Annotated in this window: 24 protein-coding genes; 11 read left to right on the top strand and 13 right to left on the bottom strand. The window is 62.6% G+C overall.

The window, feature by feature from the left end; genetic code table 11:
- Positions 1 to 4 precede the first annotated feature (4 nt).
- The 4 genes from ACGYLD_RS01875 to ACGYLD_RS01860 form a co-directional block, all read right to left on the bottom strand.
- Entirely contained in the window at positions 5 to 2380 is a 2376-nt protein-coding gene (locus ACGYLD_RS01875; RefSeq protein ID WP_271691482.1) for a xanthine dehydrogenase family protein molybdopterin-binding subunit, read from the bottom strand.
- Between the two features lie 114 nt (positions 2381 to 2494).
- Complete coding sequence (locus ACGYLD_RS01870) at positions 2495 to 2980, bottom strand: (2Fe-2S)-binding protein (RefSeq protein WP_394400841.1); 486 nt, start codon at positions 2978 to 2980, stop codon at positions 2495 to 2497.
- Between the two features lie 86 nt (positions 2981 to 3066).
- Positions 3067 to 4068 carry a molybdopterin-binding protein gene (locus ACGYLD_RS01865; protein ID WP_271691484.1) on the bottom strand — a complete coding sequence of 334 codons (1002 nt, stop codon included), beginning with the start codon at positions 4066 to 4068 and terminating at the stop codon, positions 3067 to 3069.
- Entirely contained in the window at positions 4065 to 5024 is a 960-nt protein-coding gene (locus ACGYLD_RS01860; protein ID WP_394400838.1) for an XdhC family protein, read from the bottom strand. The genes ACGYLD_RS01865 and ACGYLD_RS01860 overlap by 4 nt, the downstream gene beginning before the upstream one ends.
- A 145-nt stretch (positions 5025 to 5169) precedes the next feature.
- On the opposite strand from ACGYLD_RS01860, the gene ACGYLD_RS01855 reads away from it, so the two are divergent.
- Genes ACGYLD_RS01855 through grxD form a run of 3 tightly spaced genes read left to right on the top strand, consistent with a single transcriptional unit; the run spans position 5170 to position 6117 of the window.
- Positions 5170 to 5406 carry a BolA family protein gene (locus tag ACGYLD_RS01855; RefSeq protein WP_067268222.1) on the top strand — a complete coding sequence of 79 codons (237 nt, stop codon included), beginning with the start codon at positions 5170 to 5172 and terminating at the stop codon, positions 5404 to 5406.
- 2 nt (positions 5407 to 5408) lie between these two features.
- Positions 5409 to 5753 (top strand): hypothetical protein, encoded by a 345-nt coding sequence (locus ACGYLD_RS01850; RefSeq protein ID WP_271691486.1) that lies wholly within the window; start codon positions 5409 to 5411, stop codon positions 5751 to 5753.
- Position 5754: 1 nt separating this feature from the next.
- Positions 5755 to 6117: a Grx4 family monothiol glutaredoxin gene (gene grxD, locus ACGYLD_RS01845; RefSeq protein WP_209217636.1), complete on the top strand. Its 363-nt coding sequence runs from the start codon at positions 5755 to 5757 to the stop codon at positions 6115 to 6117.
- Between the two features lie 82 nt (positions 6118 to 6199).
- On the opposite strand, the gene rpiB is transcribed toward grxD, so the two are convergent.
- The 4 genes from rpiB to ACGYLD_RS01825 form a co-directional block, all read right to left on the bottom strand.
- Positions 6200 to 6649, bottom strand: a complete 450-nt coding sequence (gene rpiB, locus ACGYLD_RS01840) for a ribose 5-phosphate isomerase B (RefSeq protein ID WP_394400835.1) — start codon at positions 6647 to 6649, stop codon at positions 6200 to 6202.
- A gap of 126 nt (positions 6650 to 6775) precedes the next feature.
- Positions 6776 to 7111, bottom strand: a complete 336-nt coding sequence (locus ACGYLD_RS01835) for an MliC family protein (RefSeq protein ID WP_394400832.1) — start codon at positions 7109 to 7111, stop codon at positions 6776 to 6778.
- A complete protein-coding gene (locus tag ACGYLD_RS01830) occupies positions 7108 to 7500 on the bottom strand; it encodes a cell division protein ZapA (RefSeq protein ID WP_168613525.1) in 393 nt (130 codons plus the stop codon). The genes ACGYLD_RS01835 and ACGYLD_RS01830 overlap by 4 nt, the downstream gene beginning before the upstream one ends.
- The gene (locus tag ACGYLD_RS01825) at positions 7500 to 8081 is read right to left on the bottom strand and encodes a hypothetical protein (protein WP_394400829.1); all 582 of its coding nucleotides are present in this window, start codon (positions 8079 to 8081) and stop codon (positions 7500 to 7502) included. The genes ACGYLD_RS01830 and ACGYLD_RS01825 overlap by 1 nt, the downstream gene beginning before the upstream one ends.
- Positions 8082 to 8419: 338 nt before the next feature.
- Between ACGYLD_RS01825 and tkt the strand changes: the two genes are divergently transcribed.
- Complete coding sequence (gene tkt, locus ACGYLD_RS01820; RefSeq protein WP_394400826.1) at positions 8420 to 10435, top strand: transketolase; 2016 nt, start codon at positions 8420 to 8422, stop codon at positions 10433 to 10435.
- 78 nt (positions 10436 to 10513) lie between these two features.
- Here tkt and ACGYLD_RS01815 read toward each other — a convergent pair whose 3' ends face one another.
- Entirely contained in the window at positions 10514 to 11488 is a 975-nt protein-coding gene (locus tag ACGYLD_RS01815; protein ID WP_271691493.1) for a DUF808 domain-containing protein, read from the bottom strand.
- Between the two features lie 219 nt (positions 11489 to 11707).
- Here ACGYLD_RS01815 and gap point away from each other — a divergent pair, with 219 nt between their 5' ends.
- Together gap and ACGYLD_RS01805 are read left to right on the top strand one after the other, a co-directional pair.
- On the top strand, positions 11708 to 12709 hold the full coding sequence (gap, locus tag ACGYLD_RS01810) for a type I glyceraldehyde-3-phosphate dehydrogenase (RefSeq protein WP_271691494.1): 1002 nt from the start codon (positions 11708 to 11710) through the stop codon (positions 12707 to 12709).
- Positions 12710 to 12767: 58 nt separating this feature from the next.
- A complete protein-coding gene (locus tag ACGYLD_RS01805) occupies positions 12768 to 12911 on the top strand; it encodes a hypothetical protein (protein ID WP_271691496.1) in 144 nt (47 codons plus the stop codon).
- Between the two features lie 140 nt (positions 12912 to 13051).
- On the opposite strand, the gene coaD is transcribed toward ACGYLD_RS01805, so the two are convergent.
- The 3 genes from coaD to ACGYLD_RS01790 form a co-directional block, all read right to left on the bottom strand.
- Positions 13052 to 13549 carry a pantetheine-phosphate adenylyltransferase gene (gene coaD / locus ACGYLD_RS01800; protein WP_168613531.1) on the bottom strand — a complete coding sequence of 166 codons (498 nt, stop codon included), beginning with the start codon at positions 13547 to 13549 and terminating at the stop codon, positions 13052 to 13054.
- Positions 13550 to 13673: 124 nt separating this feature from the next.
- Positions 13674 to 14108 carry a CBS domain-containing protein gene (locus ACGYLD_RS01795; protein ID WP_067265447.1) on the bottom strand — a complete coding sequence of 145 codons (435 nt, stop codon included), beginning with the start codon at positions 14106 to 14108 and terminating at the stop codon, positions 13674 to 13676.
- Between the two features lie 61 nt (positions 14109 to 14169).
- Complete coding sequence (locus ACGYLD_RS01790) at positions 14170 to 15090, bottom strand: LysR family transcriptional regulator (RefSeq protein WP_067265445.1); 921 nt, start codon at positions 15088 to 15090, stop codon at positions 14170 to 14172.
- Positions 15091 to 15200: 110 nt separating this feature from the next.
- Here ACGYLD_RS01790 and ACGYLD_RS01785 point away from each other — a divergent pair, with 110 nt between their 5' ends.
- The 5 genes from ACGYLD_RS01785 to mmsB all read left to right on the top strand — a co-directional run bounded on the left by ACGYLD_RS01785 (position 15201) and on the right by mmsB (position 21020).
- On the top strand, positions 15201 to 16700 hold the full coding sequence (locus tag ACGYLD_RS01785; protein ID WP_271691499.1) for a CoA-acylating methylmalonate-semialdehyde dehydrogenase: 1500 nt from the start codon (positions 15201 to 15203) through the stop codon (positions 16698 to 16700).
- Between the two features lie 54 nt (positions 16701 to 16754).
- On the top strand, positions 16755 to 17864 hold the full coding sequence (locus ACGYLD_RS01780) for a carboxylate-amine ligase (protein WP_276153894.1): 1110 nt from the start codon (positions 16755 to 16757) through the stop codon (positions 17862 to 17864).
- An 81-nt stretch (positions 17865 to 17945) separates the two neighbouring features.
- Positions 17946 to 19088, top strand: coding sequence for an acyl-CoA dehydrogenase family protein (locus ACGYLD_RS01775; protein WP_394400821.1), 1143 nt, complete (start codon positions 17946 to 17948; stop codon positions 19086 to 19088).
- A 7-nt stretch (positions 19089 to 19095) separates the two neighbouring features.
- Positions 19096 to 20139, top strand: a complete 1044-nt coding sequence (locus ACGYLD_RS01770) for an enoyl-CoA hydratase/isomerase family protein (RefSeq protein WP_394400818.1) — start codon at positions 19096 to 19098, stop codon at positions 20137 to 20139.
- On the top strand, positions 20136 to 21020 hold the full coding sequence (gene mmsB, locus ACGYLD_RS01765) for a 3-hydroxyisobutyrate dehydrogenase (RefSeq protein WP_271691504.1): 885 nt from the start codon (positions 20136 to 20138) through the stop codon (positions 21018 to 21020). The genes ACGYLD_RS01770 and mmsB overlap by 4 nt, the downstream gene beginning before the upstream one ends.
- Before the next feature lie 36 nt (positions 21021 to 21056).
- Here mmsB and uvrA read toward each other — a convergent pair whose 3' ends face one another.
- Positions 21057 to 23942, bottom strand: coding sequence for an excinuclease ABC subunit UvrA (gene uvrA, locus ACGYLD_RS01760; RefSeq protein WP_271691505.1), 2886 nt, complete (start codon positions 23940 to 23942; stop codon positions 21057 to 21059).
- Positions 23943 to 23992: the final 50 nt, after the last annotated feature.

The following is a 23992-nucleotide window of genomic DNA, read 5'->3' as shown; positions in this document are numbered from 1 at the left end:
GCGCTTAGCCATTCATCGCCTCCCAGACCCGCGCGGGGCTGACCGGCATGTCGATATGGCCGATGTCCTTCCCGCCCGAGCGCATGGCATCGAGCACCGCGTTGACCACCGCAGGGGGCGAGCCGATGGCCCCCGCCTCCCCGCAGCCTTTCACGCCCAAGGGGTTGTGGGTGCAGGGCGTCTGGCAGGAGTGATCCACGTCATAGAACGGCAAATCGCTGGCGCGCGGCATGGCGTAATCCATGTAGGACGCGCTGAGGAGTTGGCCGTCTTCATCGTAAGCACAGTTCTCCAAGAGCGCCTGACCGATGCCTTGGGCCAAACCGCCGTGGACTTGGCCGGTCACGATCATCGGGTTCACCACATTGCCAAAATCATCGGCGGCGGTGAAACGTTCGACGGTGACATGGCCGGTTTCGGGGTCCAACTCGACCTCACAGGCATAGGCCCCCGCCGGATAGGTGAAGTTCGACGGGTCGTAAAATGCGGTTTCCTCAAGCCCCGGTTCGATCTCTTCCAACGGGTAGTTATGCGGCACATAGGCGGCAAGCGTCACATCGCCCCAAGCCACGGATTTATCCGTGCCCGCAACACTAAAGGCCCCATCCTTCAACTCGATATCCCCTTCCGAGGCTTCGAGCAGGTGGCTTGCGATCTTCTTGGCCTTGGCGATGATCTTTTCGGTCGCGCGCACCATGGCGCTGCCGCCCACCGCGAGCGAGCGCGAGCCATAGGTGCCCATGCCCATCGGCACCTTAGAGGTGTCGCCATGGACGATCTCGACCATATTCTCGTCGATGCCGATCATATCGGCCACCACCTGCGCGAAAGAGGTCTCATGCCCCTGCCCGTGGCTGTGACTGCCGGTCATCACGACCAGCCCGCCGGTGGCGTTGACCCGCACCGTCGCGCTTTCATAGAGCCCCGCGCGCGCGCCGAGTTGGCCCACAAGGTTCGACGGTGCAATGCCGCAGGCCTCGATATAGCAGTTCACGCCAAAGCCGCGCAGCTTGCCCTTCGCCTCACTCTCACGGCGCCGCGCTTCAAAGCCCGCGTGGTCAGCGATCTCTTCGAGCTTGTCCATCGTGGCGTTGTAATCGCCCGTGTCATATTCCACCGCCACCGGGGTGGCATAGGGAAACTCCGTCACGAAGTTCTGGCGGCGCAGTTTGATCGGGTCGACCTGCAACTCATGCGCAGCCTTGTCGATCAAACGCTCCAACTGATAGGTCGCCTCGGGCCGACCGGCCCCGCGATAGGCATCTACTGGCACGGTATTGGTAAAGACCGCCTTAACGTTCACGTAGATCAGCGGCGTTTTATAGTTCCCCGCCATGAGCGTGCCGTGCAGCCAAGTCGGCACCGAAGGCGCGAAGGTCGACAGGTAGGCCCCCATATTGGCATAGGTATCGGTGCGCAGGGCGGTGAAGTTATTCTCCGCATCCAGCGCCAGTTCGATCTTGGTCACATGGTCGCGGCCATGGGCGTCGGACATGAAGGCTTCCGACCGGCTCGAGGTCCATTTCACCGGACGCCCCACCGCCTTGGCCGCGAATGTGCAAAAGGCCTCCTCCTGATAGTGGAAGATCTTGGTGCCGAAGCCGCCGCCGACATCCGGAGCTACCACACGCAGCTTGTGCTCGGGAATGCCCAGCACGAAGGCGCCCATCAGCAGGCGGATCACATGTGGGTTCTGGCTGGTGGTATAGAGCGTATGCTCCCCGTCCGACCGGTTGTAATCGCCGATTGCCACACGCGGCTCCATCGGGTTGGCGACGAGGCGGTTGTTCACGAGCTCAAGCGTGGTGACATGGGCGGCCTCGTCAAAGGCTTTGCTCACCGCCTCCTTATTCTCTTCCACGAAACCCCAGTCATAGCAGAGGTTGCTGGTCAGATCGTCATGCACCTTGGGCGCATCGTCTTTCACGGCGTCTTTCATGTTCACCACGGCGGGCAACTCGTCGATATCGACGACAATCGCTTCGGCGGCGTCACGGGCCTGCGCCAACGTTTCGGCCACGACGGCGGCGATGGGCTCGCCCACATGGCGGACCTTTTCATGCGCCAGCACGGGGTGTTTCGGCTCCTGCATGGGTTGGCCGTGTTTGTCGGTGATCTGCCAGCCGCAGGGCATCCCGCCCACTTCGGCGAAATCCGCGCCGGTGAAAATCTTCAGCACGCCGGGCATGTCTTCGGCGGCAGAGGTATCGACCCCGGTCAGCCGCCCATGGGCCACATCCGAGCGCAGGAAAAATACATGGGTCTGGCGGCGCAGGTTGATGTCATCGGTATAGCGCCCCGCCCCGGTGAGAAAGCGCACATCCTCCCGTCTTTTGCTGCTGGCCCCAATACCGCTCGTCGGTTCAAAATCCTTTGGCATAATATCCTCCCGTTTGGTGGCGGTGCGATGCACCTGATCCGTCACGCGGGTTCCGGTTCTGGCGGTCCTCCCTCCGCCATCACAGGTCTGCTCAGCGCGACACTGCTTCCAACGTTACTCTGCCGCCAGCGCGCTGACCTCCTGGCCGCTGGCCGCCATGACCGCTTTGACGATGTTGTGGTAGCCGGTGCAGCGGCAGATGTTGCCGTCAAGGTAATGGCGCACCTCGGCCTCCGAAGGTTTCGGGTTTTCCTTTAGCAGCGCCGCCGCCGACATCACCATGCCCGGCGTGCAAAAGCCGCATTGCAACCCGTGGTGATCCTGAAACGCCTGTTGGATGGTGCTGAGCGTGCCATCGGGGGCCGCCTGCCCTTCGATGGTCTCAACCTCGGCGCCATCGGCCTCGACCGCGAACATGGTGCAGGCCTTGACAGCATTGCCGTTGACATGCACCACGCAGGCGCCGCATTGGCTGGTGTCGCAGCCCACATGGGTGCCGGTCAGTTCCAGATCATCGCGCAGGAAATGCACCAGCAGCGTGCGGCCTTCGACCTCTCCCGACGCGGGTTTGCCGTTCACGGTCATCTTGACCTGTGTCATGTTCTTCCTCCCAGTCTGACGCTTGTTGAGATCAGTTAAGCACGACAAGCCCTAGTTGAGAACATATATTTTCCTAAGGTTTTGCCTCAGCCGTTGCCCGCGCTTTTGCCGGGGTTGCGCGGCTGCGGGCGCGTGGGGATCTCTTTCAGCAAGCCGCCCACCCCCATCGCCGCGATATCCGCGCTGGTGACGGGAATGCCGCAGACCAGCCGTGACAGCACCCAATCGGCTCCGTTGAGCGCGGGCGAACGGGCGCAGCCCGGCAGGCCGATCACGGCGCGGGTGCCAAGTTGGCCGAGAAAGAGCAGATTGCCCGGATCGACCGGCATGCCAAAGCGCGTGACCTCGCCCCCCGCCGCGCGCAGGGCGGAGGGGGCGACGTCATTGATGTCCGACGTGGCGGAGGCGGTGAGGATCAGGACCAGATCGGTCTCTGCCGCCGCAATCGCCTCGGCCAACGGGGCGCTGCGGTGGGGAACGGTTACAACATCGCGAAGGATCACATTAAGCGCCGTCAGCCGCCCCTCCACCGCGGCGCGGCCCTTGTCCCCGGCCCCGCCGGGCACGTCTGTGATGATCAGCGTGGCATCGCGCAGCAGAGGCGGCGCGAGGCGCAAGGCGCCCTCTCCCGCCGCCGCGCAGGCAGCCTCGACTGTGCTTTCAGACAGGGCGTAGGAGATGATCTTGATCGTCGCCACCATGCCGCTCTCGCCCATCTGCTGATAGGGTGGCACGGTGGCCAGCGTGATCATCGGGTCCACCGCATTGACCGCCTCAAGCGCCGCGCGGTCCATCACCACCACCCCCGGCCCATCGGCCAGCAGGTTCACCCGCCCGGTAAAGGGTTTCGACATCCGCAGCCCCGCACCGCAGAGGCTTTCGGCCAGCCGCGCGGCGCCTGCGTTCTCGTCAATATCACCGGGGTCGAGCCGGGCGACGATCACCTCTTCGATGCCTGCGCCTTCCAGTGCTGCGATATCCTCTTGGGTCAGCACGCGGCCCTTGCGCAGCCGCCCCGCCGTCACCGCGACGGAATGGGCCAGCGTCGCGCCCAAAGCCGCGCTCAAAGGGACCGGGCCAAACCTCATGGGCGGCGCAGGCTTTGGATCGTCTGGGCAAGGATCGACACGGCGATTTCAGCTGGGCTGGCCGCACCGATATCGAGGCCGACCGGCCCGTGGATACGCGCCGCCTGCTCTGCCGCCACACCTGCTTCCGCCAGCCGATCAAGCCTGCTGGCCTGCGTCCGGGTCGAGCCGAGCGCGCCGATATAGAAAGCCTCGGACACGAGCGCTACATGCAGCGCCGGATCGTCGAGTTTCGGGTCATGGGTCAGCAAGACCACGGCGGTGCGCGCATCAATACCGATCTCACGCAGGGCGACGTCGGGCCAATCGTTCACCACTTGGCAATCGGAAAAGCGGGCGGGTGAGCCGAAAGCCTCCCGCGGGTCGACGACGATCGGATCGAACCCCGCCTCCGTCGCCATGCGCACCAGATGCTGCGCAATATGCACGGCGCCCACGATCACCAGCCGCAGCGGCGGATTGTGGATGGCAATGAACCGCCCGGTTTCATCCTCCACGCCAGAGCGGTCGCGGCGAAAGCGGTCCTCATGCCCCGCCTCTGTCAGCCGACGGTCGCTGCCGTCCAACGCCACCTCATAGGCCACCGGCTTACGGGCCGCGCGCCTTGCCACCAGTTCGCGCAGCATCTTAAGGCTGAGCGCCTCCGACCCCACCGGCTCCACCAGCACCTTGATCGTGCCGCCGCAGGCCAGCCCCACGGCAAAGGCATCACCATCGCTGACGCCATATTCCAACAGCCGCGTGCGCCCGTCCTCCAGCGCTTCCAGCGCCTCGACCACCACGGCCCCTTCGACGCAGCCGCCCGAGACGGAGCCCATCATCATGCCGTCGCCCGCCACCGCCAGTTGCGCGCCTGCGCGGCGGGGGGCGGAGCCCCATGTTTCCACCACCGTGGCAAAGGCCACAGGCTGTCCGGCTTCGGCCCAGTCGAGCGCTTGTTCGGGGATCCGGTCCATCGGTTGTCCTTTCAACGTGAGGGCGCAAAGTGTGTCGCAATAGGGGCAAAGGTCAATGGCCGATCCGGCCTTCGGCTTCGCCTTGCACGCCGTGGCCTGCGGCACTACATCTAGCCCAAGCACTCACAACAGCCGGAGCCACCCCATGCCCATGCAAGCCAGCGAAATCGAAGACCTGATCCGCGCGTCCTTTCCGGATGCCAAGATCACCGTCGAAGGCAATGATGGCGTGCATATGGCGGCCATGGTCGTGGACGAAAGCTTTCGCGGCATGAACCGGGTCCAACAGCAGCGCGCCGTCTATGCGGCCCTCAAAGGGAAGATGGACGGGTCAAACGGCGAATTGCACGCGCTGGCGCTTACCACCCGGACCCCGGACTAATCATGTGGGGCTGGGTCGCTGCGGCTGTCGTGGGCGGGATCGCCGCCACCGCCTATGCCCAGCACCGCGCCCGGCGCGGCCAGCATGTGCCGCTGTCGCGGCGCCAGCCACCCCGGCCTGAGACCGGCAAGGTGCCGCTGGGGATGGAGGCGCTGGATTTGGATGCCGTGGCCCGCACCGCGCGGCGCAACGAAAGCCTAGAGCGCGGGCATACGAATTGGACCAAGAAACGGGGCGGCTTTTTCCTCGGCGGGGCCGAGGTTGAGGTCAAACCCTGGGCCGACGATGAAACCTATGCGCGGCGCTATCACGCTGCGTTCAAGAAACCAGATACGAAGGACGAATGACATGAGCGATGCCGCAAGCCAGATTAAGGAACAGATCACCGAGAATGACGTGGTTCTGTTTATGAAAGGCACGAAAGAAATGCCGCAGTGCGGCTTCTCCAGCCGCGTGGCCGGGGTGCTGAACTACATGGGCGTGAACTACAGCGACGTGAACGTGCTGGCAGATGAGAACCTGCGCCAAGGGATCAAGGATTTCTCCGACTGGCCAACCATCCCGCAGCTTTACGTCAAAGGCGAATTCGTCGGCGGCTGCGACATCATCACCGAGATGACGCTGTCGGGCGAATTGGACACCCTGTTCGACGAGAACGGCGTCGCCTTCGACAAGGAAGCCGCCGATAAGATCCGCGAAGCCAACGGCTAAGCCGGGCGCCCGCGTCAAACAAAACACCCCGGAGCGGTTTCGCGCTCCGGGGTGTTTTTGTATGTAAGGCTCGGGCGGTGCCTCAGTCTTCGATGGCCGAGATCATATCCACCCGGCGCCCATGGCGCCCGCCTTCGAATTCGGTATCAAGGAAGGCATCCACGATCTCAAGCGCCAGACCACCGCCGATCACCCGCGCGCCCATCGACAGCATATTCGCGTCATTATGCGCTCGGATCATCTTGGCCGAGAAGGTATCGCTGCAAACGCCGCAGCGGATGCCTTTGACCTTGTTGGCGGCCATCATGATGCCCTGCCCCGTGCCGCAGATCAAAATGCCCAGATCGAATTCCCCCGCCGCGATGCGCCGTGCGGCGGCCTCGCCGTGTTTGGGGTAATCGGTGCTTTCCGCCGTCTCGGGGCCGATGTCTTCAACCGTGAACCCACGTTCGGCCACATGACGCGCGATGTCTTGGCGTAGGGCGATGTCGGCGTGGTCACTGGAGATGATGATGCGGGGTTTTGTGGTCATCGGAAGGCGTCCTGATTGTTACGTCATGGAGGGTCGCGCCAAAGGAGCGCAGAGGGAGGAAACCCCAAAGGGGCACGTTTCGCGCCCCCCAGAGCATATTGCAGCCCGCGCCGCAATCCCGGCCCTTCAATCTTGCGGCAAACAGTCGGTGTAGATCGGGGTCACTGCGTCATTGCCCCCTGCCCGCCAAGCCAGCGAAGCACGGCCCTGATGCTCCCACCACTCATAGCCCGCGCCGTCCGAAGGCCAGCCATAGCGCGCGCCCGAGGCGGATGGCAGACTGCGCAACTGGATCAACCGCCCCTCGACATAGAGCACCGCCATGCCCGGATCGGCATCGGGCACATAGACCACCGGCACCGAAACGCCGCGCTCACAAATGTAAGTAACGGCGGAGGTTTCGGCCCCCGCAGGCGCGGCCCAGAGCAGCGCGCAAAAGGCTGCCCTGAGGACCCGGCTCATTTGCCCGCCTTCTCCTCGATCTCGGCGGCCAGCGCCTCGGCCCGGGCGGCGATTTCGGCAAGGGTGTCTTTCACCCCCTGCGGCACCACCGGCACTTCGATCCGCTCAGGCTCGACCTTGACGTTGCGCAGGCTGGTGAGTTCGGCCTCACGTTCGGCCAGTTCCGCGCGCAACTCTGCGATGCGATCCTCGACGCTTGCGGTCTTGTCGGCCAGAAGCAGGCCCGCCATCAGCAACATCCGCGCCTCGGGCATGCGGCCCACCTGATCGCTCAGCACGCGGGCTTCGTCGTCCAGCATCTTGGCGGCGGATTGCAGATAGCTTTCTTCACCTTCCTGACAGGCGACCTCGAAATGGCGGCCGCCAATGGTGATCCGTACCTCGGGCATCAGTCGGCCCCTCCTGACTTGGGTTCTTCTTCGGCGCTGTCGTCTTGCGCAGTTGTCTCGGGCGCGGGCGCTTCGGCTTTGGCCTCTGCCCCCGTTTCATCCGCAGCTTCAACTTCCGGCTCGCCTTCTTCGACCAAGGGGGCCAGCGCGGTCAATACCGCGTCGATCTCGGCCATCTCGATCGCGCGGGTGGCGCGCAGGCTCTCCAACTCTGCAATCACGGCGGTGTCGATCAGCTTGGGATCGGCCAGCCCCTCGGCATTGGCCAGCCGCAACTGCTCACAGGCCGCCGACAGCTGCTCATTCGCCTGACGCAGACGCTGCACGTCCATATCAAGCTGGGTCACCCGGTCGTTGTTAAAGTCCATCTGCGCACGCAGGTCGTTCAATTCGTCCTGATGGCTTTCCTTCAGCGTCTTGACCCGGTCGGTCAGCTGAGCGTTGGCTTGCCGCTCCTCTTCCAAGGCCTGCACGATATCTTCATCCGGTTCTGCGGGCGCGGCGCTCAGCCGGTCCACCCCCTTGGCCATCTGGTCCATCGCGGCCGTGATGCGGCGCTGATAGTCTTCAAGTTCACTCATCCGCATGAATTCTCCTCACTCGTCCTGCTCTCTCGGCGGCGTTTTCGCCTGCCGTGCCCCGGGCTGCACCCTGTTGCGGCGGCCCGTCCCGCAGATAGCGCGCGCCACGCCCAATGTCACGCGCGCGAATCGCCCGTATCAGCCGGTTTTCGCAATCCTAGCCAAAGCGCGCTCAAATTGCGCCCCCCCTTTCGTTTCAGCGACTTGAGCCGCCAAGTTCACTCTCGCCCCCGCTATGGGCCGCCCCGGACCCGCTCGCGCACCCCGGTTGTGCTTGAACTTTGCCCCATCGCTGGTATGCACGAGCCCAATCTGCCACAGCCCCAAAGGAAGCCCCCGTGGATCTGACAGCCCTCGCAAGCGCAAACCCCGACCACTGGTCCAAGGCCACCGCCATTCGCGCGCTGACCCTCGATGCCGTGGCCGCCGCCAATTCCGGCCACTCCGGCATGCCGATGGGCATGGCCGATGTGGCCACCGTCCTCTTTGAGAAGCACCTGAAGTTCGACGCGTCCAACCCGCTTTGGCCCGACCGCGACCGCTTCATCCTGTCGGCGGGCCACGGCTCCATGCTGCTTTATTCGCTGCTGCACCTGACGGGCTATGAGCAATTCCCCATCGAAGAGTTGAAGAACTTCCGCCAAATGGGCGCGCGCACCGCGGGCCACCCGGAGAACTTCCTCGCCGATGCGATTGAGACCACCACCGGCCCGCTGGGCCAAGGCATCGCCAACTCCGTCGGTTTCGCCATGGCCGAAGAGATGCTGCGCGCGCAATACGCTGCGAAGGTCGTGGACCATTACACCTATGTCATCGCTGGCGACGGCTGCCTGATGGAAGGCGTGAGCCAAGAGGCAATCACGCTGGCCGGCCGTCACAAGCTGAGCAAGCTCATCGTGATGTGGGACAACAACAACATCACCATCGACGGCCCCGTCACCCTGTCAGACACCACCGATCAGGTCACCCGCTTCAAGGCCGCCGGCTGGCATGTGATTGAGATCGACGGCCACAACCCCGATGAGATCGACGCGGCCTTGACCGAGGCGAAAGCCTCTGACCTGCCCACGATGATTGCCTGCAAAACCCATATCGCGCTCGGCCACGCCGCGCAGGACACCTCGAAAGGCCACGGCGCGCTGACCGACGCCGACCAGATGGCCGAAGCCAAAGCCGCCTATGGCTGGACCACCGGCCCCTTCGAAGTGCCCGCGGACGTGAAATCCGCTTGGGAAGAGATCGGCAAACGCGGCGCCGATGCCCGCCGCGACTGGGAAGAGCGTTTCGACAAACTGCCCCGCGCCAAGCGCGAGACCTTTAATCGTGCCCTCGCCCTCGACGCGCCGAAAAAGATGAGCGCGAGGGTCAAGGCCTTCAAAAAGCAGATCACCGAAGGCGCGCCCAAGATGGCGACCCGCGCGGCAAGCGAGAAAGCCCTCGAAGTGCTGAACCCGATCCTGCCGGAAACCGTTGGCGGCTCGGCGGACCTGACCGGTTCGAACAACACCAAGACCAGCGATCTTGGCATCTTCGACACCGACAACCGCGGCGGGCGCTATGTCTACTGGGGCATTCGCGAACACGGCATGGCGGCGGCGATGAACGGCATGGCGCTGCACGGCGGCCTGCGCCCCTATGGCGGCACCTTCATGTGTTTCACCGACTATGCGCGCCCCGCGATGCGTCTGGCGGCCCTGATGCAAATCCCCACGGCCTTCGTCATGACCCATGACAGCATCGGCCTTGGCGAAGATGGCCCGACCCACCAGCCGATCGAGCATCTGGCGATCAGCCGTGCCACGCCCAACACCTACGTCTTCCGCCCCGCCGACGCGGTGGAAACGGCAGAGGCTTGGGAGCTCGCCTTTACCACGAAAACCACGCCGTCGGTTCTGTCGCTGACCCGTCAGGGCCTGCCCACCGTGCGCCTGGAGCACAAAAACAACAACCTCACCGAAAAAGGCGCCTATGTGCTGGCTGATGCCGAGGGCAAACGTCAGGTGATCCTGATTGCCACCGGCTCTGAGGTGCATGTCGCATTGGCCGCGCGCGAGCTGCTCCAAGCCGAAGGCATCGGCACCCGCGTCGTCTCCATGCCTTGCATGGAACTCTTCGCCGCGCAGGACGAAGCCTACCGCAAGCGCGTGCTGCCCGGTGGCGCCGTGCGCGTCGGGATCGAGGCCGGTGCCCGTCAGGGATGGGATCAGTGGCTCTTTGGTGAGCGCGGCAAATACGGCAAAGCCGATTTCGTTGGCATGGACCGTTTCGGCGCCTCTGCCCCGGCGGAAGAACTCTTCGAGCGCTTCGGATTCACCGCAGAGAACGTGGCAGAGAAGGCCAAAGCGCTGCTCTGATCTGCGGGTCATACAATACCAAAAGGGGGCGACGGTTCATCCGTCGCCCCCTTTTTCCTTTGCGAGATAAGGTCGCTCTTAAACGGCAGCCTTATGAAACACCTTACGCCAGATCGGCGTCACGATCTTTTCCCCGATTGGGATCAGAACAAGACCAAGCGCCAGACCAAAGACCCCGTCAAACCCTGCCGTGGTGATCCATTCGACGGCCCCTTGGAACTGCGCCGGCACTGCATGACCAACGGTCACGGCGATGTCATGAATCCATTTGTAAGGTGCGGCATAACCCATCTGCTCCAACCCGTGGATGATAATCGACCCACCGACCCAAAGCATGGCCGCGGTCCCGACAATGGTCAGCAGCTTCAGGAACCCCGGCATCCCGCGGACCAGACCGCGGCCCAAGCTCCGCGTCAGGCCAAACCGCCCCCGGTTCGCCATTACAAGCCCCACATCATCCATTTTGACGATCAAGGCGACAGCGCCATAGACCGCCACGGTGATCATAATCGCCACCGCCGCAAGCGTCGCCGCCTCCATCCAAAAGTTGCTTTCGGGGATCGCAGAAAGGGCAATGGTCATGATCTCCGCCGACAGGATAAAGTCAGTCTTGATCGCGCCTGCGGCCTTCTTCTCCTCCAGCTGCGCAGGGTCTTCGACCACCTTCTCCTTATCGGGATAATCCTCATGCCCATGCCCCCAACCAAGCGCATGGGCGACCTTCTCGGCCCCCTCGAAACACAGGTAGGCCCCGCCCAGCATCAAAAGCGGCGGGATCGCCCATGGCGCAAAATTCGCCAAAAGCAGACCCACGGGCAGCAAATAGACCAGCTTATTGCGCAACGACCCCTTGGTGATCCGCCAGATCACCGGCAATTCACGCTCGGCCTTGAACCCATGCAGATATTTCGGCGTCACGGCGGCATCGTCGATCACCGCGCCCGCCGCTTTAGAGCCCGCCTTGGCCGCCTGCCCGATCACGTCATCCACGCTCGCTGCTGCAACCTTGGCGATCGCCGCCACGTCATCCACAAGTGCCAGTAAACCGCTCATTCCATGCCCCTTTTTGCGTGCTGCATCCGAAGTAGCATGTGCAGCCCATCTGGCAAGTCCGAAGCCGTTGCGACCTTTACCGCTAACATGCAAGTTTAACGCTAACATATGGAAATCATTTGGTTTTGCCCCTTTCCCCTGACCGCCCCTGCCGGATATAGAACCCGCGACCCCGACATACGGCCCCCCACCCGCGCGGCCCGAGACAAGGAATGCACCATGACCATCAAAGTTGGCATCAACGGATTTGGCCGCATCGGCCGCTGCACGCTCAGCCATATCGCGGCCTCGGGACGCGATGATATCGAAGTGATCAAGGTCAACGCCACCGGCCCGCTCAGCACCGCGGCGCATCTCATCAAATACGATTCCGTCCATGGCCGTTTCCCGGGCGAGGTTCAGATCGACGACGGCTACATGAACCTCGGCCAAAACGACATCGAGATGATGTCGACCTACAACCTTGAAGAGCTCGACTGGTCCGGCTGCGACGTGGTGCTGGAATGCACCGGCAAGTTCAACGACGGCAACAAAGCAAATGTGCACCTCGAAAATGGCGCCAAACGCGTGCTCCTCTCGGCGCCAGGCAAGAACGTCGACAAGACCATCGTCTACGGCGTCAACGACGACCAGCTCGAAGTCTCCGACCGGATGATCTCCAACGGGTCCTGCACCACCAACTGCCTCGCGCCGCTGGCCAAGGTGATGCACGAAGCCGTGGGCATCGAAAGCGGTCTGATGACCACGATCCACAGCTACACTGGCGACCAGCCGACGCTCGACCGCCGCCACAACGACCTCTACCGGGCCCGCGCCGCCGCCATGGCGCTGATCCCCACCTCCACCGGCGCCGCCAAGGCCCTGGGCGAAGTGCTGCCGGCGCTGAAGGGCAAACTCGACGGCACCGCCATGCGCGTGCCCACCCCCAATGTCTCCGCTGTCGACCTCACCTTCCAGGCCAGCCGCGACGTGACGGTGGAGGAAATCAACGCCGCCGCCCGCGCCGCCGCCGATGGCCCGATGAAACGCGTGCTGGCCTACGACCCCGAGCAGAAGGTCAGCATCGACTTCAACCATACCGAAGAAAGCTGCATCTTCGCCCCCGACCAGACCATCGTCGTCGCAGGCCGCACGGTGCGCGTGCTGGGGTGGTACGATAACGAATGGGCCTTCTCGGTGCGCATGGCCGATGTGGCCGTGGCCATGGGCCAGTTGGGCTAAGGCTTGCACGGCGGGGACGTGCCTGTAATATCAGGCCATCCCCGCCCGGAGCCACACCATGACCAATCCCATCGCCATTGTGCTGGCCCTCGTCATTGCCGGGGCGATGATGATTGACCTCTACGTCTATGGCGCGGACCATATGGTCTATCTCGGCAAAAAGCTCTTTGAGCTGATAGAATGGATGGCCTTCTGGCGGTAACCGCTCAGCTCTCCAAGCTCGACCTTACGCCAACCAAAAAAGGCGCGGCCACCAACCAAGCGCCACGCCCCTCCCCCTTCATCCTTTTAAAAATACCTCGCAGAACCGCGCCCCACACGGCCCACTCGCCACTCCAAACGCTACTTCTGCGAAAACCGCTCAATCAGCACCTTATTCACAGCCGGCGTCACGAATTTACTGACATCCCCATCCAACCGCGCGATCTCTTTCACCAATTTGCTGGCAATCGCCTGATGGGTGGCCTCGGCCATCAAGAAGACCGTTTCGATGGAATCGTCTAGCTGCCGGTTCATGCCGACCATCTGGAACTCATATTCGAAATCGGACACGGCGCGCAGGCCGCGCACGATGGTCTGGGCGCCGACATCGCGGGCGCAGTCGATCAGCAGGTTCTCGAAAGGATGCACCACGATCTCGACGCCGGTCTCCTCGGCAAGTTGCGCGCATTCCGCTTCGATCAAGGCGACCCGTTCTTCGAGGGTGAACAACGGCCCCTTATCGCGGTTGATGGCCACGCCGATCACCAGCCGGTCGACCATACGGGCCGCGCGGCGGATGATGTCGATATGCCCCAGCGTGATCGGGTCGAACGTACCGGGGTAAAGGGCTATGCGCATGTAATTGTCCTGCGTATCTGCTGCGTTGCGGCACAGCCAATCATTTCACCGCCCCAAGCGCAAGTCGGTTAGCGGTAGCATTGCCCCGCCGTCAGTCGGCAGGGGTCACAGTTCAACGGCCGCTTCAGTGGCCCATGATCATGCCTTCAAGAGCCTGTTTCTCCATCGACAGCTCTTGCAATTGTGCTTTGACCACATCGCCGAGGGAGATCAGCCCCACCAGCTCTCCGTCCTCAAGCACGGGCATATGGCGGAAGCGACCATCGGTCATCTTTTGCAGCACCGCATCGGACCGGTCGTCGCGGCTACAGGTCACCAATTTGCGGGTCATGAGGGTTTCGGCCGCCTGCTCCAGACAGCCCGCGCCTGCGCGGCCCAGCTCGCGCACGATGTCCCGCTCGGACAGGATCCCATCAGGCGTCTTGCCATCGGCCGAAATCACCAGCGTCCCGATCCGTTTCTCGGCCAGCATCGCCGCCGCCTCGGAGATCGCCAATCCGGGTTTGGCCGTCACCACCTTGTCATCGGGCTTGGTCTTGAGAATCTGCGATACGAGCATCTGGCGCCTCCTTGGGTACAGGGCAAAGTCACCTCCAGCGTCACCGCGAAATCCTTTTCTGTCAAGCTTTTGGCGCAGCCCGGCCCGAGGCCAGCGCCTCCAGCCGCGCGGTCTCGGCCCGCAATCCGGTGGCCAGCGCTTCGGCAAAGGCCGCCAACCGGGCATTGCGGCGGTCATCTGCGTGGCGGATCAGATAGAAGGCGCGTTTGAGGCTCACGGCATCGGTGAGGATGCGCCGCACCCCCTGCGTCGCGGCAAGCGAGAAGTCATGCGCGACCCCAATCCCCCCGCCCTGCTGGATCATCCGCACCTGCACGGAGACGGAATTCGACGCCAGCGCCACCCGGCTGATGCCAAGGTCCGCAAGGTAGTCCAACTCACGGTCAAAGATCATATCGGGGATATAGCCGACCATCCGGTGCCCTTGCAGATCGCCCACGGCGGTCACCTCAGGATGCTGCGCCAGATAGCTTTCCGCGGCGGCGAGATGGAGGTGGTAGTCCGTCACTTTTTGCACCACCAGCCGCCCCGCCGTGGGCGCACTCACCCCGATGGCCATATCCGCCTCGCGCCGGGACAGGTTGAAAACGCGCGGCAATGCGATGATCTGCACGTCCAGATCGGGGTTCTTCGCGGCAATCGCCGCACAGACCTGCGGTAGCAGATAGTTCGCCGCCCCATCGGGCGCGCCGACACGGATCTGCCCCGAAAGCTGATCGCTTTGCACCTGCACCCCGGCGGTGGCCGCGCGCATCGCCTGTTCGGCCCGCTCTGCCCGCTGCATGAGGTCTCGCCCCGCTTCGGTCAGCATATAGCCCTGCGGCGATTTCACGAAGAGGACGGTCTGCAACGCCTTTTCCAACCGTGCCATACGGCGGCCCAGCGTTGCGGGGTCGAGCCGCAGCAGTTTGCCCGCGCCAGACAGGCTTTCCTCTCGTGCGACGGCCAGAAACAGCCGCAGGTCATCCCAATTCTGATCCATCTACCTGCCCTCCTACGCTTTGCAAAAATGCAAGACGGTTTTGCCATCCTTCCTCTGTTCCGGTTCTTTTTGCAAGGCTATCGTGCCGCCAACCATAGAGGAGACCGATCATGCAAGAGATGACCCATTACCTGAACGGCGAACACGTTAAGGGCACCTCCGGGCGCTTTGCCGACGTGATGAACCCCGCCACCGGCGAGGTGCAGGCCAAGGTGCCGCTGGCCAATGGCGAAGAACTGAACAAGGCCGTGGAATACGCCTTGGCTGCACAGCCGAAATGGGCCGCCACCAACCCGCAGCGCCGCGCCCGCGTGCTGATGAAATTCGTGGCCCTGCTGAACCGCGACATGGACAAGCTGGCCGAAGCGCTGAGCCGCGAGCACGGCAAGACCCTGCCCGACGCCGCCGGCGACGTGCAGCGTGGTCTCGAAGTGGTGGAATACTGCATTGGCGCGCCGGAACTGCTGAAGGGCGACTTCACCGACAGCGCAGGCCCCGGCATCGACATGTACTCCATGCGCCAGCCGCTGGGTGTCACCGCGGGCATCACGCCCTTCAACTTCCCGGCCATGATCCCGATGTGGATGTTCGCGCCCGCCATCGCCTGCGGCAACGCATTCATCCTGAAACCGTCCGAGCGTGACCCCTCCGTGCCGCTGATGCTGGCCGAACTGCTGGAAGAAGCCGGTCTGCCCAAGGGCATCATCCAGGTCGTGAATGGCGACAAAGAAGCGGTCGACGCGATCCTGCAACACGACGTGATCCAGTCCATCGGCTTCGTCGGCTCCACGCCGATCGCCGAGTACATCTATGCCACCGGCTGCGCCAACGGCAAACGCGTGCAGTGCTTCGGCGGTGCCAAGAACCACATGATCATCATGCCCGACGCAGACCTCGACCAGGCCGCCGACGCGCTTGTGGGTGCGGGCTACGGTGCTGCGGGCGAACGCTGCATGGCGATCTCGGTCGCCGTGCCGGTGGGCGAGGAAACCGCCGACCGTCTAATCGAGAAGCTGGTGCCGCGAATCGAGAAGCTGAAAGTCGGCCCCTATACCGCGGGCAATGACGTGGACTACGGCCCCGTGGTCACCGCCGCCGCCAAGGCCAATATCGAGCGTCTGGTCCAGACCGGCATCGATCAGGGCGCGGAACTGGTCGTCGATGGGCGCGATTTCAAACTTCAGGGCTACGAGAACGGCTATTTCGTCGGCCCGCACCTGTTTGACCGCGCGACCAAGGACATGGACATTTACCAGCAGGAAATCTTCGGCCCCGTGCTGACCTGCGTCCGCACCAAGGACTACGAAGAAGCGCTTGGCCTTGCGATGGACCATGAATACGGCAATGGCACGGCGATCTTTACCCGTGACGGCGACGCGGCGCGCGACTTCGCCAACCGCATCAACATCGGCATGGTCGGCGTGAACGTGCCGATCCCGGTGCCGCTGGCCTACCACACCTTCGGCGGCTGGAAGAAATCCGTCTTCGGCGATTTGAACCAGCACGGCCCGGATGCGTTCAAGTTCTACACCCGCACCAAGACCGTGACGGCCCGCTGGCCGTCGGGCATCAAGGAGGGTGGCGAGTTCTCCATCCCGGTGATGGAGTAAATCATCACGCCGGCTGCCCCCGGGCAGTCGGCCTCAAAGAACGAGGCCAGCGCCATGCAAAAAGAATTCACCATCGGAATCGAAGAAGAATATCTTCTGGTCGACAAGGATTCACTGGCGCTGGCTGACACCCCCGAAGGGCTGATGGAGGATTGCCGCAAAGACCTTGGCGATCAGGTCAGCCCCGAGATGCTGCTCTGTCAGATCGAGATTGGCAGCAAACCCTGCGCCACTGTGGCCGAGGCCCGCGACGATCTGCGCCACCTGCGCAGCACCATCGCCAAACATGCCGCCAAACACAACCTCGCCCCCATCGCCGTGTCCTGCCATCCGTTTTCGGACTGGAAGAACCAAGAGATCACCCACAAGGAACGCTACGCCAAGATCGAGAACGAGTTGGAAAACGTCGCCCGCCGCATGCTGAGCTGCGGGATGCATGTCCATGTGGGGATCGAGGGCGACGACCTGCGCATCGATCTGATGCCGCAGTTCTCCTATTTCCTGCCGCATCTGCTGGCGCTCTCGGCCTCTTCGCCCTATTGGCAGGGCGAAGACACCGGGCTGGCCTCCTACCGACTTGCGGTGATGGAAAGCATGCCGCGCACCGGCCTGCCGCCTCTGCTCCATAGCTGGGGGGAATATGAACGCAGCACGCAGGCGTTGATCGACCTCGACATCATCCCCGACCAGTCGAAAATCTGGTGGGACCTGCGCCCTTCGACCCATTACCCAACGCTAGAAAGCCGTATCTGCGACGTCCAACCGCGCCTGTCACATGCGCTTGGGCTGGCGGGGCTGACGCAATCCATCGCCCGCTTCCTGCTGCGCCTGCGCGACAGCAACCTGCGCTGGCGTGAGTATGACCGTTTCCTGATCGAGGAAAACCGCTGGCGCGCGCAGCGCTACGGCGTGAACGAGACGCTGATCGACTTCGGCGGGCCGACCCTCAAACCCTTCGATCAGATTTTCGAAGAGATCATCGGCATGATCGCCGAGGATGCCGAAGCGCTCGGGTGTCTAGATGAGGTCTGCGCCCTGCGTGATGTGGTGAAAGAGGGCACCTCTGCCGACCGCCAGCGCAAAGTCTGGACCGACGCGCCCGAGGGCAAAGGCGGCGAAGCGGTCGTGCGCCAATTGATAGAGGAATACCACGCCGATCTGTGACGCTTGTTGCGGCTCCTTTCGGCTGATAGAATTAAACAAGTGTTCAGTTCCAAGGACACATGACTTCAGGGAGGAGCCGCGATGGATTTCGCATTGAACGAGGAACAGACCGCCATTTTCGACATGGCCCATGCCTTCGGGCAGGACAATATCGCCCCCCATGCCCACCAGTGGGAAAAGGACGGCACCATCCCCAAGGAGTTGTGGCCGCAGATCGGCGAGCTGGGCTTCGGCGGGCTCTACGTCTCGGAGGAAACCGGCGGCGCGGGTCTCACGCGCCTTGACGCCACGCTGGTCTTCGAGGCGCTCTCGATGGCCTGCCCCTCCGTCGCGGCATTCCTCTCGATTCACAACATGTGCGCCAAGATGCTCGACACTTTCGCCAGTGATGAGATGAAAGAGCGCGTCATGCCCAAGGTGCTGACCATGGAGACGGTACTGAGCTACTGCCTCACCGAACCCGGCTCCGGCTCCGACGCGGCGGCGCTGAAGACCCGCTGCGAGCGCAGCAATGAGGGCTACACGCTGAACGGCACCAAGGCCTTCATCTCAGGCGGCGGTTATTCGGATGCCTATGTCACCATGGTGCGCACCTCCGACGAGGGCGCGCGCGGCGTCTCCACCGTCTATGTCGAGGACGGCACCCCGGGCCTCAGCTTCGGCGGTTTGGAAGACAAGATGGGTTGGCGCAGCCAGCCGACCGCGCTGGTGCAGTTCGACGATTGCAAGATCGGGGCCGAGAACCTTGTCGGTGAAGAGGGCAAAGGCTTCAAATACGCCATGGCGGGGCTCGACGGCGGGCGGCTTAACATCTCCGCCTGCTCGCTTGGCGCGGCACAAACCGCGCTGAACAAGACGCTGGAATACATGGGCGACCGCAAGGCCTTCGGCCAGACCATCGACCAGTTCCAGGGGCTGCAGTTCCGTCTCGCCGACGTGGAGATCGAGTTGCAGGCCGCGCGCACCTTCCTGCGCCAAGCGGCGTGGAAGCTCGACACCGGTGCGCCGGACGCCACCAAGTTCTGCGCCATGGCCAAGAAATTCGTGACCGAGACCGGCAGCAAGGTCGTCGACCAATGTCTGCAACTGCACGGCGGCTACGGCTACCTTGCCGACTACGGCATCGAGAAGCTGGTCCGCGACCTGCGCGTGCACCAGATCCTCGAAGGCACCAATGAGATCATGCGCGTGATCGTCGCCCGCGACATGCTCAAGAACCGCTGAGGCCCCCATGAGTGACATCGACATCCGCAAAACGGGTCGCGCGGGCCGCATCACCCTAACACGGCCCAAGGCGCTGAACGCGCTGAGCTACGACATGTGTATCGCCATCGAGAAGGCCATTGATGCTTGGCGCGACGACCCGGAGGTCGCGGTCGTCGTGTTGGACGCGGAGGGCGAGAAAGCCTTCTGCGCTGGCGGCGACGTCGCGCAACTCTACCAGACCGGCAAGGAGGGCGATTACGATTTCGCCCGGCAGTTCTGGGCCGATGAATACCGGCTCAACAACAAGCTGCATGGCTACCCCAAGCCGGTGATCTCCTTCATGCAGGGCTTCACCATGGGCGGCGGCGTCGGCATCGGTTGCCACGGCTCGCACCGCGTGGTGGGCGAGACGAGCACGATCGCCATGCCGGAATGCGGCATCGGACTGGTGCCAGACGTGGGCGGCACGCTGCTGCTGGCGCAAGCGCCGGGGCGGATGGGCGAATACCTCGGCCTCACCGGGGCGCGCATGGGTCCGGCGGATGTACTGCACGCGGGCTTTGCCGACTACTTCATCCCCGAGGACCAATGGCCCGAGCTGATCGCGCAACTGGAAGAAAACGGCGATCCCTTCATCCTCGACCGCGCGGCAACGACCCCGCCCCCATCCAAACTGGCCGAAGTTCAGGATGAGGTGGATCACCTCTTCGCCCCGGAGAATTTGGAAAAGATCGAAGCCACCTTTTCCATATCGGAAAGCGCCTTCGCCGCCGAGACGCTGAAGACCCTGCGCCGCAACTCCCCCCTGTCGATGGCATGCACGCTGGAAATGCTCCGCCGTCTGCGCGGCCCGGGCATCGGCATGGTCCCGGCGCTGCAACAAGAATACCGCTTTACCGCGCGGTCACTGGAAAAAGGCGACTTCATCGAAGGCGTGCGCGCCGCGATCATCGACAAGGATCGCAGCCCCAACTGGCAACATGCCGATTGGAACGTACCGCAGGCCGATGTCGAAGCCATGCTCGCCCCCTTGGGCGATAACGAATTGAAGTTGGAGGAAAATTCATGAGCAAACTCACAATCGGTTTTATCGGGCTGGGCAACATGGGCGGCCCGATGGCGGCCAACCTCGCCGCCGCGGGCCATACGGTGCGCGGCAATGACGTGGCCGGTACCACCGCCGAAGGGGTGGCCGAAGCCAAGACCATCGCCGAAGCGGTGACCGACGCCGAAGTCGTCATCACCATGCTGCCCAATGGCGCGATCCTGCGCCAAGTCGCCGAGGAAGCGGTCGCCCATATGGCCCCCGGCGCGCTGCTGATCGACTGTTCCACCGTGGACGTTGAAAGCGCGCGTTTCGCGGCAGAGGCGGCGCAGAAAGCCGGGCTGCTTTTCGTCGACGCCCCCGTCTCCGGCGGCATCGGCGGCGCACAGGGCGGCACGCTCACCTTCATGGCAGGCGGTGCAGAAGCGGCCTTCGAGAAAGCCAAACCGCTCTTCGACATCATGGGTCAAAAGGCCGTGCACTGCGGCGACCCGGGCGCGGGCCAAGCCGCGAAGATCTGCAACAACATGATCCTCGGCGCCACGATGATCGCCACGTGCGAAGCCTTCGCACTCGCCGACAAGCTGGGCCTTGATCGTGAGCGGATGTTCGACGTGGTTAGCACGTCCTCCGGCTATTCATGGTCAATGAACGCCTACTGCCCTGCCCCCGGCGTCGGTCCGCAGTCGCCTGCCGACAACGACTACAAACCGGGCTTCGCGGCGGAGTTGATGCTGAAGGACCTGGGCCTCGCGCAGCAAGCCGCTGAAATGGCCAATGCCGACACGCCCATGGGCGCGCTGGCGAAAGAGCTCTACACCCGCTTCGTCGAAGAGGAAGGCGGCAAGGGCAAAGATTTCTCTGCCATGCTCCCGCGGTTCGAACAGCGCGGATATAAGGGCTAAGCCCCTAACATAACTGACACGGTGAAGTGGCGGCGGTTATTCCGCCGCCACTTTCGTCTCCTTGCGCAACATGGGCTTAAGGTACTTCCCCGTGTAGCTCTCGGCCACTTTCGCGACCTTTTCGGGCGTACCCGTGGCCACGACACGGCCCCCGCCATCACCGCCCTCGGGGCCAATATCGATGATGTGATCGGCAGTTTTCACCACGTCGAGGTTATGCTCAATCACCACGACGGAGTTTCCCTGATCAACCAATTCATGCAGCACTTCCAAAAGCTTACGCACGTCCTCAAAATGCAAACCGGTGGTTGGCTCATCTAGAATGTAAAGCGTGCGCCCGGTCGAGCGTTTGCTCAACTCCTTGCTAAGCTTCACCCGCTGCGCCTCACCGCCCGAAAGCGTCGTCGCCTGTTGACCCACCTTGATATACCCTAGGCCGACCCGCATCAGCGCGTCCATCTTCTCCCGGATCGACGGCACCGCGGCAAAGAAGTTCTGCGCATCTTCCACAGTCATATCAAGGACATCGGCGATGCTCTTGCCCTTGAACTTCACCTCTAGCGTCTCACGGTTATAACGCGCGCCCTTACAGGTTTCGCATTCCACATAGACGTCCGGCAGGAAATGCATCTCAATCTTGATGACCCCATCGCCCTGACAGGCCTCACAACGCCCCCCCTTCACGTTGAAGGAGAAGCGCCCGGGCTTATAGCCGCGCTCCTTGGCCTCCGGCAGACCGGCAAACCAGTCGCGGATTGGGGTGAAGGCCCCGGTGTAAGTCGCTGGATTAGAACGCGGAGTCCGCCCAATCGGGCGTTGGTCAATGTCGATGACCTTATCGAGATGCTCCAACCCCTTGATCGTTTGACATGGCGCTGGCGTCTGCCGGGCCCCATTCAGATTCATCGAAGCGGTCTTGAACAAGGTTTCAATCGTCAGGGTCGATTTGCCGCCCCCCGACACGCCCGTCACGCAGACGAATTTCCCCAGCGGAAAGTCCACCGTCACATTCTGCAAGTTGTTGCCGGTGGCCTTTACCACCTGCAACTTCTTCTTATTCCCCTTGCGCCGCTTCGCCGGGACGGAGATTTCGCGAACGCCGGTAAGGTATTGACCCGTAACTGAATTCGGGTCGGCTGCAACCTCTTGCGGCGTGCCATGGCTGATAACCTGCCCGCCGTGCACCCCAGCCCCCGGCCCGATGTCAAAGACGTAATCCGCCTCGCGGATGGCCTCCTCATCGTGCTCAACCACGATCACGGTATTCCCCTGATCGCGCAGGTTCTTCAACGTATCGAGGAGACGGTCATTGTCGCGCTGGTGCAGACCAATCGACGGCTCATCAAGAACGTATAGAACGCCCGTCAGCCCCGAGCCGATCTGGCTCGCCAAACGAATGCGCTGGCTCTCACCACCACTTAACGTTCCACTTGAACGTGACATCGTAAGGTACTCAAGACCAACGTTATTTAGGAAGCCAAGACGTTCCCGGATTTCCTTCAAAATGGCCCGGGCAATCTCGTTCTTCTGATCGGTCAGATGGTCTGGCACCGTTTTGCACCAGTCGAAAGCCTCGCGGATCGACATCTCGACGACTTTGCCGATATGCAGCAATTCATCTTCACCACCGTCGCGCGGGCCAATCCGCACCGCCAGCGCTTCGGGCCGCAGGCGATAGCCGCCGCAGGTGCCGCAAGGGCGGTTATTCTGATAGCGTTCGAACTCCTCGCGCACCCAATTACTATCGGTTTCGCGGTAGCGCCGCTGCATGTTGGGAATGACCCCTTCGAACACCCGCTTCACTTCATAGACGCGGCCGCCTTCGTCATAACGGAAGGTGATCTCTTCTTTGCCGGAGCCGTGGAGGAAGACGTTCTGGACCTTCTCAGACAGGTCTTTCCAACGGGTCTTCTGGTCAAAATTGTAATGTTTCGCAATGGCTTCGATGGTCTGCTTAAAGTAAGGTGACTTCCCCTTACGCCAAGGCGCCAGCGCACCATCATAGATCTTTAGGTTTTGATCCGGCACCACCAAACGTTCGTCGAAGAAAAGCTCGACCCCAAGGCCGTCACAAGACGGACAAGCCCCGAAGGGCGCGTTGAAGGAAAACAACCGCGGCTCAATCTCGGGGATGGTGAAGCCACTGACGGGACAGGCGAATTTCTCGGAGAACGTATGGCGTTCTGCCTCACCTTCGCTGGGGGCCGTCTCTAGCACAGCGATCCCGTCGGCAAGGTCGAGCGCGGTGCGGAGCGAGTCCGCAAGCCGCGTTTCCAAACCTTCGCGCACCACGATCCGGTCGACGACGACGTCGATGTCATGGCGGAATTTCTTATCCAAGGTGGGCGGCTCATCCAGATCGTAAAAGTCGCCATTCACCTTGACCCGCTGGAAGCCCTGCTTGCGCAACTCAATGAATTCCTTGCGGTATTCACCTTTCCGGTCACGGATGATGGGGGCCAGCAGATAGGCCCGCGTGCCCTCTTCCATTGTCATGATCCGGTCGACCATATCCTGCACCTGCTGCGCTTCAATGGGCTTGCCGGTGGCGGGGCTATAGGGCGTGCCGACGCGGGCGAAGAGCAGACGCAGGTAGTCGTAAATCTCGGTCACCGTGCCGACGGTCGACCTTGGGTTCTTCGACGTGGTCTTTTGCTCGATTGAGATGGCGGGGCTGAGGCCGGAAATGTGATCCACATCCGGCTTTTGCATCATATCAAGGAACTGCCGCGCATAGGCCGAGAGCGATTCCACATAGCGCCGCTGCCCTTCGGCATAGATCGTGTCGAAGGCAAGGCTCGACTTGCCGGAACCAGAAAGCCCGGTGATTACAACCAGTTGGTCCCGTGGAATATCCACGTCGATGTTCTTCAAATTGTGCTCGCGCGCGCCGCGCACTTCAATATTCTTCAGCTCAGCCATCACATGCCCCTCTTAACGATTTGTACATAGGTGCTGATGCAGTGTTTTCC

Origin of the sequence: Sulfitobacter sp. 1A12056 (genome assembly GCF_043558125.1) — a bacterium.
GTDB classification, from domain to species: Bacteria; Pseudomonadota; Alphaproteobacteria; order Rhodobacterales; family Rhodobacteraceae; genus Sulfitobacter; species Sulfitobacter faviae.
The sequence above is the reverse complement of the archived record's forward strand: the minus strand, read 5'-3'. Positions and strand labels throughout refer to the sequence as shown.